The organism is Lentzea sp. NPDC006480 (assembly GCF_040611995.1).
In the GTDB taxonomy this organism is placed as follows: Bacteria; Actinomycetota; Actinomycetes; order Mycobacteriales; family Pseudonocardiaceae; genus Lentzea.
Window position 1 is genome coordinate 63,842 of the sequence record NZ_JBEXPJ010000001.1, and the last position, 17,111, is coordinate 80,952.

Consider the following 17,111-nt stretch of genomic DNA (forward strand, 5'->3'; position numbering starts at 1 on the left):
CTACCGGCCGTGCACTGGGCAGGTGCCGCGCCCGCACACCATCAGCCTGCCCAGTGCAGTAACGGTCAGCGCGGTGTCGGCCGGTGCACGTTCGTCGCCGTCGACTCGCGGTGCGTCGAGTCCGCGATCCAGCTGCCGGGGATGGACGCGTCGATCACGCCCTCCTCCAGCCACGTGTAGTTGCCGTCCAGGACCTGCTTGGACAGCACCACGTCGCTGTCGTCGGTGTTCCGCCACAACTTGTCGAACAGCTCGTCGACCCGGATCCGCGCCTGCTTGGCGAACGCGTCGGCGAGCATCTGCGCGTTCGGGTTCTGATCCTGCTGCGCGCGCACGCAGGTGGCGCTGATCGCGAACAGTTCCGCGCCGATGTCGACGATCCGGCTGAGGAACCGCTGCTTGCGCTCCATCTTCCCCTGCCAGCGGGACATGGCGTAGAAGGTCTGGCGGGCGAGCTTGCGGGCGGAGCGTTCGACGAACCTGAGGTGCTTGGCGAGCGGGCCGAACTCGGTGTAGCCGGCCGGGGTCTGGCCCTTGCCGACCACGAGGGTGGGGAGCCACTTGGCGTAGAAGCCGCCTGCTTTCGCCGCCGCCTTCATCTTGGCCTGGCGGTCCGCGTCCGGGTCGATGATGTCGCCGGCCACGGACAGGTGCGCGTCCACGGCTTCGCGGGCGATCAGCAGGTGCATGATCTCCGTAGAGCCTTCGAAGATGCGGTTGATGCGGAGGTCCCGGAGGACCTGCTCGGCCGCGATGCCGCGTTCTCCGCGCGCTGCCTGGCTTTCCGCGGTCTCGTAGCCCCGGCCGCCGCGGATCTGGACCAGTTCGTCGGCCACCAGCCAGGCTTTTTCGGACGCGTAGAGCTTGGCCAGGGCGGCTTCGATCCGGATGTCGTGCTTGCCGGCGTCCGCGAGTTCGGAGCTGAGGTCCAGGACGGCTTCGAGTGCGTACGCGGTGGCGGCGATGTAGGCGATCTTGCCTGCGATGGCCTCGTGCTTGCCCACCGGGAGGCCCCACTGGATGCGTTCGGCGGACCATTCGCGGGCGATCTTGAGGCACCACTTGGCACTGCCCGCGCAGAGGGCGGGGAGGCTGAGGCGGCCCGTGTTCAGGGTGGCCAGGGCGATCTTGAGGCCGGCGCCTTCCTTGCCGATCACGTTCTTCTCGGGGACTCGGACGTTGTGGAACCTGGTCACGCCGTTTTCCAGGCCCCGCAGGCCCATGAAGGCATTGCGGTTCTCGACGGTGATGCCCTCGGCGTCTGCTTCGACCACGAACGCGGTGATGCCCCGGTCCGGGACCTGGGCCATGACCACGAGGAGGTCGGCCACCACGCCGTTGGTGGTCCAGAGTTTCACGCCGTTGAGGATGTAGTCGTCGCCGTCCTGGACGGCTGTGGTGCCCAGGCGGGCCGGGTCGCTGCCCACGTCCGGTTCGGTGAGCAGGAAGGCGGTGATCTCGCCCTTGGCGCACCTGGGGAGGAACTCCTGCTTCTGCTCCGAGCTGCCGAACATGGCGATCGGCTGAGGGACGCCGATGGACTGGTGCGCACTCAGCATTGCGCCGATGGCGGGGCTGGCGCTGCCCACGAGCATCAGGGCCTTGTTGTAGTAGACCTGGGTAAGGCCTATGCCGCCGTACTCCGGCTTGATCTTCATGCCGAAGGCGCCGAGGTCTTTGAGGCCCTTGAGGACTTCGTCCGGGATTTGGGCGTCGCGTTCGATCACCGTGTTGTCGATGTGGGATTCGGTGAACTTGCGGAGCTTTTCCAGGAAGGCATCGCCTCGGGCGCGGTCTTCCGCGGTGCCACTCGGATGCGGGTGGATCAGGTCGATGCGGAAGTGACCGAGGAAGAGCTCCTTGCCGAAGCTCGGTCGCTGCCAGCGGGTTTCCCGTGCTTGTTCGGCGACCTGCCTGGCCGCGCGCTCGTCGACGGTCATGGTTACCTCCGAGTAGGGGTGTGACCCACGTTACTCAGCGGTAGGCGGATGTCCACCGGCTTGGGGGGTGAAAACGATGAAGGGCTCCTTCATCCACGTGAGGTGGAGGAAAGAGCCCTTCATCGAGGTCGTACCGGCTACGGTAGCGGGGCGGCTCCGCGCTTTGCCAGGTAGTCCTTCATCAGTTCGGTTTCGTTCGACTGCGACTGCAGCATGTTGTCCGCGAGCGAGCGGACGAACGGCTGGGACGCGTGGGTCGAGGCGTACTCGGCCATCGGTGCGCCGCCCAGGTGGTGGCGGAGCATCATCTGCAGGAAGTAGACGTCGAAGTCACGGCCCGCCGGCATGGTGCGCAGCTTGGTGAGCTCGTCGGTCGTGGCCATGCCCGGCATCAGCGGCTTGCCCGCTTCGGGCGTGGTGGCGCCGTGGCCGTGGACGCCCGAGTCGTTCATCCAGGCCATGTAGACGCCGGAGATGTTCTGCTCGTGCTCGTTCCACATCATCAGCCAGCCCTTCATGCGGCCGACCTGCTCCAGTTGCGTGGAGGAGATGTCGAACGCGAGCTGGCGGACTTCCGAGTCGGTGGAGCGGTCTCGGGCGATGTTGGCCATCTGGATGCCCTGCAGGTGGTGCTGGGACATGTCCTGGCAGAAGCCCACGTCCACGGAGCCGGAGGCCGGGACCGCGGACGAGGTGGAGCCGGGGAGCTTCACGAGCAGGCCGACCGCCGCGCCCAGCAGGAGGATCGCCAGGACGGCGGCGCCGATGACGAGGGTCCGAGCTGCTCCGGAAGGGCGCTCGGACACCTCGGCGTCTTCGGTGTCGACCGGCATCAGCTGGACGGCGGGGTGGAGCTGGAGTCCGACGGCGGCGTGCTCATCGGCGGCTGCTGGGCCTCGGTCTTCGACTCGTCCTTGCCACCGTCCATCGGGACCGCGTCGGCGCCGGGCTTGTCAGCCACGAACGGAGCCGGGTTCGAGAGGAACTGGGTGTTCTCGCAGGAGGCGCCGACCTCGGGGTACGTGTTCGGGTTGCGCAGCAGCGAGGAGACGAACTGGTCGACGCGCTCGTCGTCGGCCTTCTCGACCTTCAGCTGGTGGCCCCAGGACTGAAGGGAGATCGGCTTGTCGAGGCCGGGGTACGGCGACAGCATCATGTACGGGATGCCCTCGACCTTGGTCTTGAGCTTCGCGAGTGCGTCGTCCTTGACCTGGTCCGGGTTGTAGGCGATCCAGACGGCGCCGTGCTCGAGGCCGTGGACCATGTTCTCGGTGCGCACGGCCTTGTCGTAGACGACACCGGTGCAGTCGGCCCACTGCGAGTCGTGCGGGCCGCCGAAGGGCGGGGACTGGTCGTAGGCGACGCGCTGGGTGGCGTCGACGTGCTTCGAGCCCTTGTACTCCTTGGTCACGATGCCCGCGAGCTGCTGCGACGGGTCCTTGTTCGTGTCCGAGGGCTTCCACTTGGCCAGGGCGGCCTCTTTGACGTTGTTCGCGTGGATCTGCGAGTACGCGTAGCCGAACACGCCACCGGCCAGGCCGAGAACAGCGATCACCGCGATGATCGTGCCCCACGGCTTCGGCTTGCTCGCCACCACGGAGGAACGGGCGGCCGCCACGCTGCTGCGTGTGGCCTTCGTCTTCTTGCCGCTTACCATGTCCGCCTCAGATGTCGTCCTGGTCAACCGGCCGCCAGTGTAGGGACACCGTGTCTGATCACTGTCAGCGCAGGGCGATACCACGTGGTCGTTAACACTTGCCGTCTCACCCTCCGAGACCCGGTAACCCGGTCGAGACCTGCGACAACGCGCCTCTAGACTCATGCGTCGTGACACCTGAAGCGCTCGCCGATCTGGTTCGGACCACGGTTGCCCGGCTCTTGGCGGACCGAGGCCTGGACACCGCCGCTCTGCCTGAGCAGGTGACGGTCGAGCGACCCAGGAACCCCGAGCACGGTGACTACGCCACGAACATCGCGCTGCAGCTCGCCAAGAAGGTCGGAGTCCAGCCCCGCGAGTTCGCGACGTGGCTCGCCGAGGCCCTGCTGACCCAGGCCGCCATCGCGAAGGCCGACGTCGCGGGTCCCGGCTTCCTCAACCTGACCATCGCCACCGAGGCGCAGGGCGCGATCGTCGAGGACGCGCTGAAGGACGGCTACGGCACCGGCGCTGAGCTCGCCGGCAAGAAGATCAACCTGGAGTTCGTCTCCGCGAACCCGACCGGCCCCATCCACCTGGGCGGCGCGCGCTGGGCGGCTGTCGGTGACGCGCTCGGCCGGATCCTCGAAGCCCGTGGCGGCGAGGTCACGCGGGAGTACTACTTCAACGACGCGGGTGCGCAGATCGACCGGTTCGTGCGGTCTCTGATCGCCGCCGCGAAGGGCGAGCCGGCCCCCGAGGACGGCTACGCGGGCACCTACGTGAGCGACATCGCGGCGGAGGTCCTCAGGCGCGAACCAGGTGCGCTGACCGACCCGGAGACCGTGCGCAAGGTCGGCGTCGGGCTCATGTTCGAGGAGATCAAGAGCAGCCTGCACGCCTTCGGCACCGACTTCGACGTCTACTTCCACGAGGACTCACTGCACCAGAGCGGCCGCGTGGACGAGGCGATCGCGAAGCTCAAGGCCAACGGGTCGCTGTACGAGAAGGACGGCGCGTGGTGGCTGCGGTCCACGGATTTCGGTGACGACAAGGACCGCGTCGTCATCAAGAGCGACGGGAACCCCGCCTACATCGCGGGCGACATCGCGTACCTCGTCGACAAGCGCGGCCGTGGGTTTGACCTCTGCATCTACATGCTCGGTGCGGACCACCACGGCTACATCGCGCGCCTCAAGGCCGCGGCGGCCGCGCTGGGCGACGACCCGGACAGCGTCGAGGTGCTGATCGGCCAGCTCGTGAACCTCGTCAGCGGCGGCCAGCCGGTGCGGATGAGCAAGCGCGCGGGCACGGTCATCACGATGGAGGACCTGGTCGACGCGGTCGGTGTGGACGCGGCCCGTTACGCGATGATCCGGTCGAGCGTCGACTCGTCGCTGGACATCGACCTCGACCTGCTTCGCAAACACAGCAACGACAACCCGGTCTACTACGTGCAGTACGCCCACGCGCGCACGTCGTCGATCCTGCGCAACGCCGCTGATCTCGGCATCACCCCAGGAGAGGACTTCGCGCTGCTCACCCACGAGCGCGAGGGCGACCTCATCCGCACCATCGGCGAGTTCCCGCGAGTGGTGGCCACCGCCGCCGAGCTCCGGGAACCGCACCGCGTGGCTCGCTACCTCGAAGAGCTCGCGGGCACGTACCACCGCTTCCAGCAGGACTGCCGCGTGCTGCCACGCGGTGATGAGGAGACGACTCCGTTGCACCAGGTCAGGCTTCAGCTCGTCAACGCGACCAGGCGGGTCTTCGCCGCGGGCCTCGGCCTGCTCGGCGTGGCCGCCCCGGAGCGCATGTGATGCGCGCGCACCCGGCCGGACCCCGGCACGCCGACGTGATGGTCCCCGGCAACACCGCCGGCGACCGCCCCTCGACCGCTGAGCAGCTCGACCACCTGCCGCCGAACGTGTGGCCGCGCAACGCCTCCCGCAACGCTTCCGGCGTCGTGGAGCTGGCGGGCGTGGACGTGCGCGGGCTGGCCGAGCAGTACGGCACCCCGTTGTTCGTCATGGACGAGCAGGACTTCCGCGCACGGTGCCGTGAGCACGCCGAGGCGTTCGGCGACCCGACGCTCGTGCACTACGCGTCCAAGGCGTTCCTGAGCGTGCAGGTCGCGAAGTGGGTGGCCGAAGAGGGCCTCTCGATCGACGTCTGCAGCGGCGGCGAGCTGGCGATCGCGCTCAAGGCGGACTTCCCGGCCGAGCGCATCGCGTTGCACGGCAACAACAAGAGTGTTCCCGAGCTGATCGCGGCCGTCGAGGCGGGCGTCGGCGGGATCGTGCTCGACAGCTACCACGAGATCGCGCGCCTGGACGCCATCGCGCGCGAACGCGGTGTGGTGCAGCCGGTGCTGATCCGCGTCACGGTCGGCGTCGAGGCGCACACGCACGAGTTCATCGCGACCGCGCACGAGGACCAGAAGTTCGGCTTCTCGCTGTCCTCCGGCGACGCGGCCGAGGCGGTGCGCCGCGTGCTCAAGGCGACCGGCCTCGAGCTCGTCGGCCTGCACAGCCACATCGGCTCGCAGATCTTCGACGCGTCCGGCTTCGAGGTCGCGGCCCGGCGCGTGATCGGCCTGCTCGCGGACATCCGCAAGGAGCACGGCGACATCGCCTCGCTGACCGTCGTCGACCTCGGTGGTGGCCTCGGCATCGCGTACACGCCGGACGACGACCCGCCCCCGCCCGCCGAGCTGGCGCGGCAGCTGCACAACATCGTGCAGAAGGAGTGCGAGCACAACGGCTTGGAGATGCCTCGCATCGCGGTCGAGCCCGGCCGCGCGATCGTCGGGCCCGGCACGGTCACCGTGTACGAGGTCGGCACCATCAAGGACGTCGAGCTGGACGGTGGCGCGCGCCGCCGGTACGTCAGCGTCGACGGAGGCATGAGCGACAACATCCGCACGGCGCTGTACGACGCGGTCTACGACTGCAGGCTCGTGTCGCGCGCCGCGGAGCCCGAGTCGCGGGCCGTGCTGTGCCGCGTGGTGGGCAAGCACTGCGAGTCCGGTGACATCGTGGTTCGCGACTGCTGGCTGCCGGATGACCTGGCGCCGGGAGACCTGGTGGCGATCGCTGCGACCGGGGCCTACTGCTACTCGATGGCGAGCGGGTACAACCGACTTCCACGGCCCGCGCTCGCCGCGGTGACCGGTGGAGAGGCGCGGCTGCTGCTGCGCCGCGAGACCGAGGACGATCTGTTCCGTCTGGAGGTATGAACGGTGCCGGAGAACAAACCGATCCGGGTCGCGCTGCTGGGGTGCGGCACGGTCGGCACGGAGGTAGTCCGGCTGCTGACGGACCAGGCCGAGGACCTCACCCAGCGCATCGGCGCGCCGGTTGAGCTCAAGGGCATCGCCGTGCGCAGGCCGAACAAGCACCGCGAAGTGCCGGAGCACCTGCTCACCACGGACGCCGCCGCGCTCGTCGCGTCGGACGAGGTGGACGTGATCGTCGAGGTCATCGGCGGCATCGAGCCGACGCGCGGGCTGCTGCTGGACGCGCTGAAGGCGGGCAAGTCCGTCGTCACGGCGAACAAGGCGCTGCTGGCCGAGCACGGTCCGGAGCTCTTCGAGGCCGCCGACGCGTCCGGTGCGGACCTCTACTTCGAGGCCGCCGTCGCCGGTGCGATCCCGTTGCTGCGCCCGTTGCGGGAATCCCTTGCGGGAGACCGGATCACGCGCGTCATGGGCATCGTGAACGGCACGACGAACTTCATCCTGTCCGCGATGGACGCCACGGGTGCGGGCTACGGAGAGACGCTCGAAGAAGCCTCGCGCCTCGGTTACGCCGAAGCCGACCCGACCGCGGACGTCGACGGGTTCGACGCCGCGTCGAAGGCCGCGATCCTTGCCTCCCTTGCGTTCCACACGCGGGTGACGGCCGCGGACGTGTACCGCGAGGGCATCCGTTCGGTGTCCGCGGCGGACATCGCGGCGGCGAAGGGCCTGGGGCGCACGGTGAAGCTGCTCGCGATCTGTGAGCGCGTCACGTCGCCGTCCGGTCAGGAATCCGTCGCCGTTCGAGTCCACCCGGCGATGATCCCCAGGACGCATCCGCTGGCTTCGGTCAACGGCGCGTTCAACGCGGTGTTCGTCGAGGCAGACGCGGCGGGGGAGATGATGTTCTACGGGCAGGGTGCCGGTGGCGCCCCGACGGCCAGCGCGGTCGTCGGCGACCTGGTCGCCGTGGCGCGCAACAAGGTCGCGAGCGGACGCGGTCCGCGCGAGTCGGCCTACGCCGCGCTTCCCGTGCAGCCCATGGGGAACACGCCCACGCGCTACCACATCAGCCTCGACGTGGCGGACAAGCCCGGTGTCCTCTCGCAGGTCGCCGCGGTGTTCGCCGAGCACGACGTGAGCATCGCCGCGGTGCGCCAGGAAGGGCGCACCGAGGACGCCAGCCTGGTGATCGTCACGCACGCGGCGACCGACGCCGCGCTGCGGTCCACTGTGGACAAAATCGGTGGCCTCCCCGTGGTGCGGGACGTCGTCAGCGTCATGAGGGTGGAGGGCGAAGAGTGAGTGCTGTCAGAGCTGGCTGGCCCGGACTCATCAACGCCTACCGGGACCGCATCGAGATCCCGGAGGGCGCCGAGGTCGTGACGCTGCACGAGGGCGGCACGCCTCTGGTGCACGCTCGGAGGCTTTCCGCGGCCACCGGCTCGGACGTGTGGGTCAAGGTCGAAGGTGCGAACCCGACCGGCTCGTTCAAGGACCGCGGCATGACCGTGGCCATGACGTACGCGCTCGCGTCCGGTCTGAAGGCGGTCATCTGCGCCTCCACCGGCAACACGTCGGCTTCCGCGGCTGCGTACGCGGCCAAGGCGGGTCTGACGGCGGCCGTGCTGGTGCCCAGCGGCAAGATCGCGATGGGCAAGCTCGCGCAGGCCGTCATGCACGGCGCGAAGATCCTGCAGATCGACGGCAACTTCGACGACTGCCTGGAGCTCGCGTCGAAGACCGCGGCCGAGTACCCCGTGACGCTGGTGAACTCGGTCAACCCGGTGCGGCTGGTCGGTCAGCAGACCGCCGCGTGGGAGGTCTGCGACGTGCTCGGCCAGGCGCCGGACGTGCACTGCCTCCCGGTCGGCAACGCGGGCAACATCACCGCGTACTGGAAGGGCTACACGTCGTACGACCAGGGCCTGCCGAAGATGTACGGGTTCCAGGCCGCGGGTGCCGCGCCGCTGGTGTCCGGTGAGCCCGTCGCGAACCCGGAGACCATCGCGACCGCGATCCGGATCGGCTCGCCGGCGTCGTGGACGGGTGCGATCAACGCCCGCGACGAGTCCGGCGGCCTGATCGACGCCGTCACGGACGAGCAGATCCTGGCCGCGTACCGGCTGCTGGCGTCGTCGGAGGGCATCTTCGTGGAGCCCGCGTCGGCCGCGTCCATCGCCGGTCTGCTGATGACCGCCGAAGACGGCCGGCTGCCGCGCGGATCCACGGTTGTGTGCACCGTCACCGGCCACGGTCTGAAGGACCCCGACACCGCGTTGCTCGGCGTCACCGAGGTCGAGCCCGTGCCGGTCGATCCCGGAGCCGTCGCGCACGCGCTGGAGCTCGCGTGAAGTTCCTCGTCTCCGTCCCCGCGTCGACCGCGAACCTCGGTTCGGGGTTCGACGCGCTGGGCATGGCGCTCGGCATGTACGACGACGTCGAGGTGGCCACCGCCGACCAGGGCAGCCTCTCGATCACGGTGCACGGCGCCGGAGCAGGCGATGTCCCGCTCGACGAGACCCATCTCGTCGTGCGGGCCGTCCGCGCCGCCGGGTACACGGGTGGGCTCGCGCTGCGGTGCCGCAACACCATTCCGCACGCACGTGGACTGGGCTCGTCGGCGGCAGCGATCGTGGCGGGTGTCGCAGCGGGATTCACCCTGACGGGTCGCGAGTTGGACACGGACGCGTTGCAAATCGCTGCCGAGTTCGAGGGCCACGCGGACAACGCGGCGGCCTCTTTGTTCGGCGGCGTAGTCGTTGCGTGGTCTGAGGGAGAGCGTTACCGCGCCGTGCGGATGGAAGCCGACGCACGAGTGCGCCCGGTCGTCCTGATCCCGTCCCAGGAGTCGTCCACCAAGACGACGCGCGGCCTGCTCCCGGCGGAGGTGCCCCACGCGGACGCCGCGCACGCCGCGGGACGGGCTGCCCTGGCGGTGCACGCGCTGACGTCGGATCCCGCTGTTCTCCTTGCCGCTACTGAGGATCGCCTCCACCAGAACTACCGCGAGCCCGCCTGGCCCGACACCGTCCGGGTGATCAACGATCTTCGCAAGCTCGGTGTTCCCGCCTGCGTGTCCGGAGCGGGACCCACCGTGATCGCGTTCGGCGATCTTCCGGCCGAGGTCGACGTGCACGGCTTCGACGTGCGGAGACTCGACGTCGACGCCGCCGGCGTGCGCATTCGGCCATTGGACTGACACGCCCGACCCCGGTTGTTGCATGCCGGGGGACCGGCGTCTACCCTCGGGGGCGATCAGTCACCGCGCGCACGGGCGCCGGTGTCGCGCTCGGACACTCGTTCCGAGTCGCAATCCTTTTGTGTTCCGGCCCTGTGCCGTGCGGGCGGGGTGGACGCAAAAGAGGCACCCGATCGCCGTGTGACCTGAGAAAAGTCCCGTGCCTGCCGGAAGCGGTGTGTGCTTCCGTCTGCATCGGACTTGACCGTCGTTCCCCAGTTGAAGTGGGAAGACGGGTCCGCTGGGCCACGTAGGAGGCGGGGCCTGGTCAGGAAGGACATGTGTGAGCAACACCGATTTGCTGAGCAGCGATGTCGCAGCTGCTTCTGGTTCTGGAGCCGAGGAGACCGCTCTGTCCACCCCTTCGAACGGCACGACGCCGCGCCGCCGCGCGGGTCTGTCCGGCATGGTGCTCGCGGAGCTGCGTGAGCTCGCCGGCCAAATGGGCATCACCGGAACCGCAGGTCTGCGCAAGGGCGACCTGATCGCGGCCATCAAGGAGAAGCAGGGCTCTGGTGCCCCTGCGAAAGCCGAGAAGCCTGCGAAAGCCGAAAAGGCTGCCGTCAAGGCTCCGGTCGCCGAGAAGCCCGCAGTCGCCGAGAAGCCTGTTCAGCAGCAGCTCGAGGTAGCGGAGAAGCCCGCTGCCGCCGCCGCTGCCCCTGCCGAGTCCGGCTCGTCCGACGAGGGCGGCCGCCGTGGCAACCGCCGTCGTCGCTCCGGCCGTGGTGGCGGAAACGCCGAGGCCGGCGACGGTCAGCAGGCCGAGCAGCGGACCGAGCGCCCTGAACGCGCCGAGCGCACTGAGCGTGCCGAACGTCCGGAGCGCACTGAGCGTCCCGAGCGCGGCGAGCGTTCCGAGCGTCAGGACCGCGGTGACCGCCAGGACCGTGGCGACCGCCAGGAGCGCAACGAGCGTTCCGACCGCGGTGACCGCTCTGACCGCGGTGAGCGTCAGGACCGTGGCGACCGCCAGGAGCGCAGCGAGCGTTCCGACCGCGGCGACCGCCAGGACCGTGGTGACCGCGGCGGGCGTGACCGCAACCGCGACCGCCAGGGTGGTGGCCAGCAGAACGACGACGACGGCGACGGCCGTCGTGGCCGGTTCCGCGACCGTCGCCGCCGCGGTGGTCGCAACGAGGGCGGCGAGCGTCCGGACCGCGAGACCGAGGTCCGCGACGACGACGTCCTGCTCCCGGTCGCGGGCATCCTGGACGTGCTGGAGAACTACGCGTTCGTCCGCACGTCGGGCTACCTGGCCGGCTCGAACGACGTCTACGTCTCGCTGTCGCTGGTCCGCAAGTACGGCCTGCGCCGCGGCGACGCCCTCACCGGCGCCGTCCGCCAGCCGCGCGACGGCGAGCAGCAGCGCCAGAAGTTCAACCCGCTGGTCCGCGTCGACAAGATCAACGGCCTGGACCCGGAAGAGGCGCGCAACCGCCCGGACTTCACCAAGCTGACGCCGCTCTACCCGAACGAGCGTCTGCGCCTGGAGACCGAGCCGCACATCCTCACCACCCGTGTCATCGACCTGGTGATGCCGATCGGCAAGGGCCAGCGCGCCCTGATCGTGTCGCCGCCCAAGGCCGGTAAGACGTCGGTGCTGCAGTCGATCGCCAACGCGATCACCACGAACAACCCCGAGTGCCACTTGATGGTTGTCCTGGTGGACGAGCGGCCTGAAGAGGTCACCGACATGCAGCGTTCGGTGAAGGGTGAGGTCATCGCCTCCACCTTCGACCGGCCGCCGTCGGACCACACGACGATCTCCGAGCTCGCGATCGAGCGGGCGAAGCGTCTGGTGGAGATGGGCCACGACGTGGTCGTGCTGCTCGACTCGATCACGCGTCTGGGCCGTGCGTACAACCTGGCTGCCCCGGCTTCCGGCCGGATCCTGTCCGGTGGTGTCGACTCGACTGCGCTGTACCCGCCGAAGCGCTTCCTCGGTGCCGCCCGCAACATCGAAGGCGGCGGCTCGCTGACCGTCATCGCGACGGCGCTGGTCGAGACCGGTTCCGCCGGTGACTCGGTCATCTTCGAGGAGTTCAAGGGCACGGGCAACGCCGAGCTCAAGCTGGACCGGAAGATCGCGGACAAGCGGACGTTCCCGGCTGTGGACGTCGACTCGTCGGGTACTCGCAAGGAAGAGCTGCTGCTCTCGCCGGACGAGATGGCGGTCACGCACAAGCTGCGTCGGGTGCTGCACGCGCTCGATGGCCAGCAGGCGATCGACCTCCTGCTGGACCGGCTGCGGAAGTCGCGCACCAACATCGAGTTCCTGATGCAGGTGGCGAAGACGACGCCGGGCGCCGAGCAGGACTGATCGCTCGCGCAAGTTTCACGTGAAAAGACCCCCGGTGCTGGTCACCGGGGGTCTTTCGCATCTGTGTCACTCGAATGCCGAGTGTGGACCGCGGTTCCTTCAGCGGCAGTCCGAGGCCGGCTGGCTCTCGTCGTTCTGGACCAGGCACTGGAACACCAGCCCCAGCAGCACCGGCAGCCCGACCACCGTCGTGACCAGCGCGGGAACCTCCACCGCGCCCACCACAACCCCGAACGCCAGCACCGCCACCAGGTACGGCCACCGCAGCCAGATCCGCTGCCACGGACGCCTCCAGCGCACGCCGCTCGACATGGCCGCGGCCACCGCCACGCCGGCCCCGGACACGATGGGCGACAGCGCCACCGTCTTCCAGGACGCGGTGATCAGGCCTGCCGACCCCATCAGGCCGAACACGGCGAAAGAGAAGAGGAACGGCACGGCCAGCCACAGGCGCTGGCTCAGGGGCCGCTCGGCAGTGCAGAACACGGCACACAGTGTGATGGAAGCTCACCAACAACACGGAGCCGTATGTGGCCGAACGGCCGCACCTTGCGCCGAACGGCGTATCAGAGACGTTGAGTGGTTGTGACTTCCGCCACCTGCGACGTGCTGCGAAGGGCTCGGGAACAACCGCGTTTTTGCTGGTGTTGAAGCGTCTGGCAAACTAAATGGTCGAGTCCGGCTCCGGTTCACCCGTTCACCAACTGGGACCCGGCGGCCATCCTTGAAAGGGACAAGATCTTGAAGACTGGAATCCACCCGGAGTACACCGTCACCGAGGTGACGTGCAGCTGCGGCAACGCCTTCACCACGCGCAGCACCACCTCGGCGACCGAGGTTCGCGTCGAGATGTGCTCGAACTGCCACCCGTTCTACACGGGCAAGCAGCGCATCCTGGACACCGGCGGTCGCGTCGCGCGCTTCGAGGCGCGTTACGGCAAGCGCAACAAGTAGCTGCTTCAACGGCGCCTGACCTCGGCATTCGTGCCGAGGCAGGCGCCGTTTGCCGTCTTCGAGCCCGACTACAAGGAGTCCTCAAGTGTCGCAGTCGCTGGACAGCCTGCTCGCCGAGTACGACGAGCTCGAGAAGAAGCTCGCCGACCCCAGCGTGCACGCTGACCAGGCGGGCGCGCGCAAGCTCGGGAAGCGGTACGCCCAGCTCGGGCCCATCGTGAAGACGGCTCGCGAGATCGAGCAGGCCAAGAGCGACCTCGAGGCCGCGCAGGAGCTCGCGGCCGAGGACAAGTCGTTCCAGGAAGAGGTCGAGCAGCTCCAGGAGCAGCTCCCGAAGCTGGAGGAGAAGCTCACCGAGCTCCTGCTGCCGCGTGACCCGCACGACGGGGACGACGTGCTGCTGGAGATCAAGTCCGGCGAGGGCGGCGAGGAGTCCGCACTGTTCGCCGGCGATCTGCTGCGCATGTACACCCGGTATGCGGAACGGCACGGGTGGAAGGTCGAGATGCTCGACGGGACGGACTCGGACCTGGGTGGGTTCAAGGACGTCACGGTGTCCATCAAGACCAAGTCCGCCACGCCGGACGGGGTGTGGAGCCGGTTGAAGTGGGAGGGCGGCGTGCACCGGGTGCAGCGCGTGCCCGTCACCGAGTCGCAGGGACGCATCCACACGTCCGCGGCCGGCGTTCTCGTGTTCCCGGAGGCCGAGGAGACCGCCGAGGTCGAGATCGACGAGAAGGACCTGCGCGTCGACGTCTACAGGTCGTCGGGCAAGGGTGGGCAGTCGGTCAACACCACGGACTCCGCGGTCCGCATCACGCACCTGCCGACCGGCATCGTCGTCTCCTGTCAGAACGAGCGCAGCCAGCTGCAGAACAAGGCGCGCGCCATGGACGTGCTGAGGTACCGCCTCGCCGCGCTCGCGGAGGAGCAGAAGGCGCAGGAGCAGAGTGACGCGCGTCGCACCCAGATCCGGACCGTTGACCGGAGTGAACGGGTGAGGACCTACAACTTCCCCGAATCGCGAATTTCTGATCACCGGGTTGGGTACAAAGCGCATAACCTGGACCAGGTGCTCGACGGTGACCTGGACGCGGTGGTGGACGCGCTGGCCGCCGCCGACCGGGCAGAACGGCTCGCAGGCGGGTAATCCGACGTGAGAGGGGCGCGTTGTGGCCGAGATCCTGGTGAATCCCCAAGTCGCGCCTCTTGACCAACCGGTCGACATCGTCGTCGTGGGGCTGAAGCCCGGCGACGAGATCACCGTTCAACTGTCCACAGGCGACCGTGCGTCCCATGCCGTCTTCACCGCCGACGACCGCGGTGTCGTTGATCTGACCAGGCACGCGCCGGTCGACGGCAGCTATCGCGGCGTCGACCCGATGGGGTTGTTCTGGTCGCTGGAGCACACCGGGGGCAAGCCGAGCCCGATGTGCCTGTCGGTGGAGGGCGTCGGTGACCGCCTCCTCGAACGGCTGACCGTGCCCGAGGGCGTCGAGCGCGTCGAGGTGCGGGAGAACGGGCTCGTGGGCACGCTGTTCGCCCCTGAGGACGACGGAGCCGAGCTGCCGGGCGTGATCGTGCTGGGTGGCTCGGAGGGCGGGCTGCACGAGTCGGACGCGGCGTTGCTGGCCGCGCACGGGTTCGTGGCGTTCGCGCTCGGCTACTTCGGCATGAAGGACCTGCCCGAGCACCTCGTCGACATCCCGCTCGAGTACTTCGGCACGGCGATCGAGTACCTCGCCGAACGCTGCGGCGAGATCGGCGTCATCGGTGGCTCGCGCGGTGGTGAGCTGGCGTTGCTGGTCGCTGCGACGTTCCCGCAGGTCAGGGCCGTCGTGAGCGTGGTGGGCAGCGGCGTGGTGACGCAGGGGATCGGGCCCGGCGCGAACCTGCTGCAGATCCTCCAGCACGACGCGGCGTCGTGGACCTTGAAGGGCGAGCCGCTGCCGTACCTGCCGTACTACGTGGGCGACGAGCTGCGGTCGAAGATCGTCAACGGTGAGCCCGTGCCGCTGCGGCTCGCTTTCGACACGTCGGACGGCATTCCCGAGGACACCGAGATCCGCGTCGAGAACATCGTCGGCGGTGTGTTGCTCATCTCGTCCGGGCACGACGACGGGTGGCCGTCGACCGAGCTGAGCGACGTCGCGATGCGGCGGCTGAAGGATCACGAGCACCCGTTCCCGTTCGAGCACGTCGTGTATCCCGAGGCAGGACACCTGATCGCGGCCCCGCCGTACCGTCCGGCGACCGAGGTGACCTATCCGGGGCCCGGTGTCACCTTCTCGGGTGGTGGTGTTCCGCAGGCCACCGCGCATGCTCAGGCGAACGCCTGGAAACGGACGGTTGAGTTCTTGCAGGAGCAGCTCGGGACCTAGGGTGTGCTTATGAGCGCACACTTTGATGTCGTGGTCGTGGGTGCGGGTCCCGGCGGGTACGTCGCCGCGATCCGTGCGGCTCAGCTCGGGCTGAAGACCGCCATCGTCGAGGAGAAGTACTGGGGCGGCGTCTGCCTGAACGTCGGCTGCATCCCGTCGAAGGCGCTGCTGCGCAACGCTGAGCTCGCGCACATCTTCACGCACGAGCAGAAGACGTTCGGCATCAACGTCGAGGGCACCGTCAGCTTCGACTACGGCGCCGCGTGGCAGCGCAGCCGCAAGGTCGCGGACGGGCGCGTCAAGGGCGTGCACTTCCTCATGAAGAAGAACGGCATCACCGAGTACAACGGGTGGGCCAACTTCACCGACGACCACACGCTGACCGTCGGGGACGAGACGATCACCTTCGGCCACGCGATCATCGCCGTGGGCGCCACGACCCGCCTGCTGCCGAACACGCAGGTGTCCGACCGCGTCGTGACCTACGAAGAGCAGATCATGACCGAGCAGCTGCCCGAGTCGATCATCATCGCCGGTGCGGGTGCGATCGGCGTCGAGTTCGCCTACGTCATGCACAACTACGGCGTGAAGGTCACCATCGTCGAGTTCCTCGACCGGATGGTGCCGCTCGAGGACGAAGAGGTGTCCGCCGAGCTGCTCAAGCGCTACAAGAAGCTGGGCGTCGACGTGCGGGTCGGCACCCGCGTCGAGTCGATCGACGAGTCGGGCCAGAAGGTCCGCGTGACGGTGTCGAAGAACGGCGCTCAGGAAGTGCTGGAAGCCGACAAGGTCATGCAGGCCATCGGTTTCGTGCCGCGCGTCGAGGGCTACGGCCTGGAGAACACCGGCGTGAAGCTGACCGACCGCGGCGCGATCGACATCGACGGCCGCGGCCGCACGTCCGTGCCGCACATCTTCGCCATCGGTGACGTCACCGCGAAGCTGATGCTCGCGCACACCGCCGAGTCGATGGGCGTCATCGCCGCCGAGACCATCGCGGGTGCGGAGACGATGGAGCTCGACTACGTGATGATCCCGCGGGCGACGTTCTGCCAGCCGCAGATCGCGTCGTTCGGCTACACCGAGGCGCAGGCCCGCGAGAAGGGCTACGACGTCCAGGTCGCGAAGTTCCCGTTCACCGCCAACGGCAAGGCGCACGGCCTGGCCGACCCCGGCGGCTTCGTGAAGCTGATCAGCGACAAGACCCACGGCGAGCTGCTCGGCGGCCACATCATCGGCCCCGAGGCCACCGAGCTCCTGCCCGAGCTGACGCTGGCGCAGCAGTGGGACCTCACCGTCCACGAGGTCGCGCGCAACGTCCACGCGCACCCGACCCTGTCCGAGGCCGTCAAGGAAGCGGTGCACGGCCTGGCCGGGCACATGATCAACTTCTGAGATAAC

14 protein-coding genes are annotated in these 17,111 nt (G+C 68.6%); 10 read left to right on the forward strand and 4 right to left on the reverse strand.

From position 1 onward, the window contains the following. Positions 1-65 precede the first annotated feature (65 nt). The 3 genes from ABZX92_RS00285 to ABZX92_RS00295 all read right to left on the reverse strand — a co-directional run bounded on the left by ABZX92_RS00285 (position 66) and on the right by ABZX92_RS00295 (position 3,597). Positions 66-1,940 carry an acyl-CoA dehydrogenase family protein gene (locus tag ABZX92_RS00285; RefSeq protein ID WP_355551615.1) on the reverse strand — a complete coding sequence of 625 codons (1,875 nt, stop codon included), beginning with the start codon at positions 1,938-1,940 and terminating at the stop codon, positions 66-68. A 137-nt stretch (positions 1,941-2,077) separates the two neighbouring features. Next, the gene (locus tag ABZX92_RS00290) at positions 2,078-2,773 is read right to left on the reverse strand and encodes a DUF305 domain-containing protein (RefSeq protein WP_355551618.1); all 696 of its coding nucleotides are present in this window, start codon (positions 2,771-2,773) and stop codon (positions 2,078-2,080) included. After that, positions 2,773-3,597: a DUF3105 domain-containing protein gene (locus tag ABZX92_RS00295; protein WP_355551621.1), complete on the reverse strand. Its 825-nt coding sequence runs from the start codon at positions 3,595-3,597 to the stop codon at positions 2,773-2,775. The genes ABZX92_RS00290 and ABZX92_RS00295 overlap by 1 nt, the downstream gene beginning before the upstream one ends. A gap of 170 nt (positions 3,598-3,767) precedes the next feature. Between ABZX92_RS00295 and argS the strand changes: the two genes are divergently transcribed. From argS to rho, 6 genes are all read left to right on the forward strand, one after another. Continuing rightward, complete coding sequence (gene argS / locus ABZX92_RS00300) at positions 3,768-5,396, forward strand: arginine--tRNA ligase (RefSeq protein WP_355551624.1); 1,629 nt, start codon at positions 3,768-3,770, stop codon at positions 5,394-5,396. After that, positions 5,396-6,814, forward strand: coding sequence for a diaminopimelate decarboxylase (lysA, locus tag ABZX92_RS00305; RefSeq protein ID WP_355551627.1), 1,419 nt, complete (start codon positions 5,396-5,398; stop codon positions 6,812-6,814). The genes argS and lysA overlap by 1 nt, the downstream gene beginning before the upstream one ends. Positions 6,815-6,817: 3 nt before the next feature. Next, positions 6,818-8,119, forward strand: a complete 1,302-nt coding sequence (locus ABZX92_RS00310) for a homoserine dehydrogenase (protein WP_355551630.1) — start codon at positions 6,818-6,820, stop codon at positions 8,117-8,119. Continuing rightward, on the forward strand, positions 8,116-9,168 hold the full coding sequence (gene thrC / locus ABZX92_RS00315) for a threonine synthase (protein ID WP_355551633.1): 1,053 nt from the start codon (positions 8,116-8,118) through the stop codon (positions 9,166-9,168). Before ABZX92_RS00310 ends, thrC begins: the two co-directional genes overlap by 4 nt. Further along, positions 9,165-10,016, forward strand: coding sequence for a homoserine kinase (gene thrB / locus ABZX92_RS00320; protein ID WP_355551636.1), 852 nt, complete (start codon positions 9,165-9,167; stop codon positions 10,014-10,016). Before thrC ends, thrB begins: the two co-directional genes overlap by 4 nt. A 322-nt stretch (positions 10,017-10,338) precedes the next feature. After that, the gene (gene rho / locus ABZX92_RS00325; RefSeq protein WP_355551638.1) at positions 10,339-12,375 is read left to right on the forward strand and encodes a transcription termination factor Rho; all 2,037 of its coding nucleotides are present in this window, start codon (positions 10,339-10,341) and stop codon (positions 12,373-12,375) included. A 99-nt stretch (positions 12,376-12,474) separates the two neighbouring features. Here rho and ABZX92_RS00330 read toward each other — a convergent pair whose 3' ends face one another. Next, positions 12,475-12,861, reverse strand: coding sequence for a hypothetical protein (locus ABZX92_RS00330; RefSeq protein WP_355551640.1), 387 nt, complete (start codon positions 12,859-12,861; stop codon positions 12,475-12,477). A gap of 255 nt (positions 12,862-13,116) precedes the next feature. Here ABZX92_RS00330 and rpmE point away from each other — a divergent pair, with 255 nt between their 5' ends. From rpmE to lpdA, 4 genes are all read left to right on the forward strand, one after another. After that, positions 13,117-13,329, forward strand: coding sequence for a 50S ribosomal protein L31 (gene rpmE, locus ABZX92_RS00335; protein WP_045313107.1), 213 nt, complete (start codon positions 13,117-13,119; stop codon positions 13,327-13,329). Between the two features lie 85 nt (positions 13,330-13,414). After that, the gene (prfA, locus tag ABZX92_RS00340; protein WP_355551643.1) at positions 13,415-14,479 is read left to right on the forward strand and encodes a peptide chain release factor 1; all 1,065 of its coding nucleotides are present in this window, start codon (positions 13,415-13,417) and stop codon (positions 14,477-14,479) included. Between the two features lie 22 nt (positions 14,480-14,501). After that, the gene (locus ABZX92_RS00345; protein WP_355551645.1) at positions 14,502-15,710 is read left to right on the forward strand and encodes an acyl-CoA thioesterase/bile acid-CoA:amino acid N-acyltransferase family protein; all 1,209 of its coding nucleotides are present in this window, start codon (positions 14,502-14,504) and stop codon (positions 15,708-15,710) included. Positions 15,711-15,719: 9 nt separating this feature from the next. After that, complete coding sequence (lpdA, locus tag ABZX92_RS00350) at positions 15,720-17,105, forward strand: dihydrolipoyl dehydrogenase (RefSeq protein WP_355551648.1); 1,386 nt, start codon at positions 15,720-15,722, stop codon at positions 17,103-17,105. The last annotated feature ends 6 nt before the right edge of the window (positions 17,106-17,111 follow it).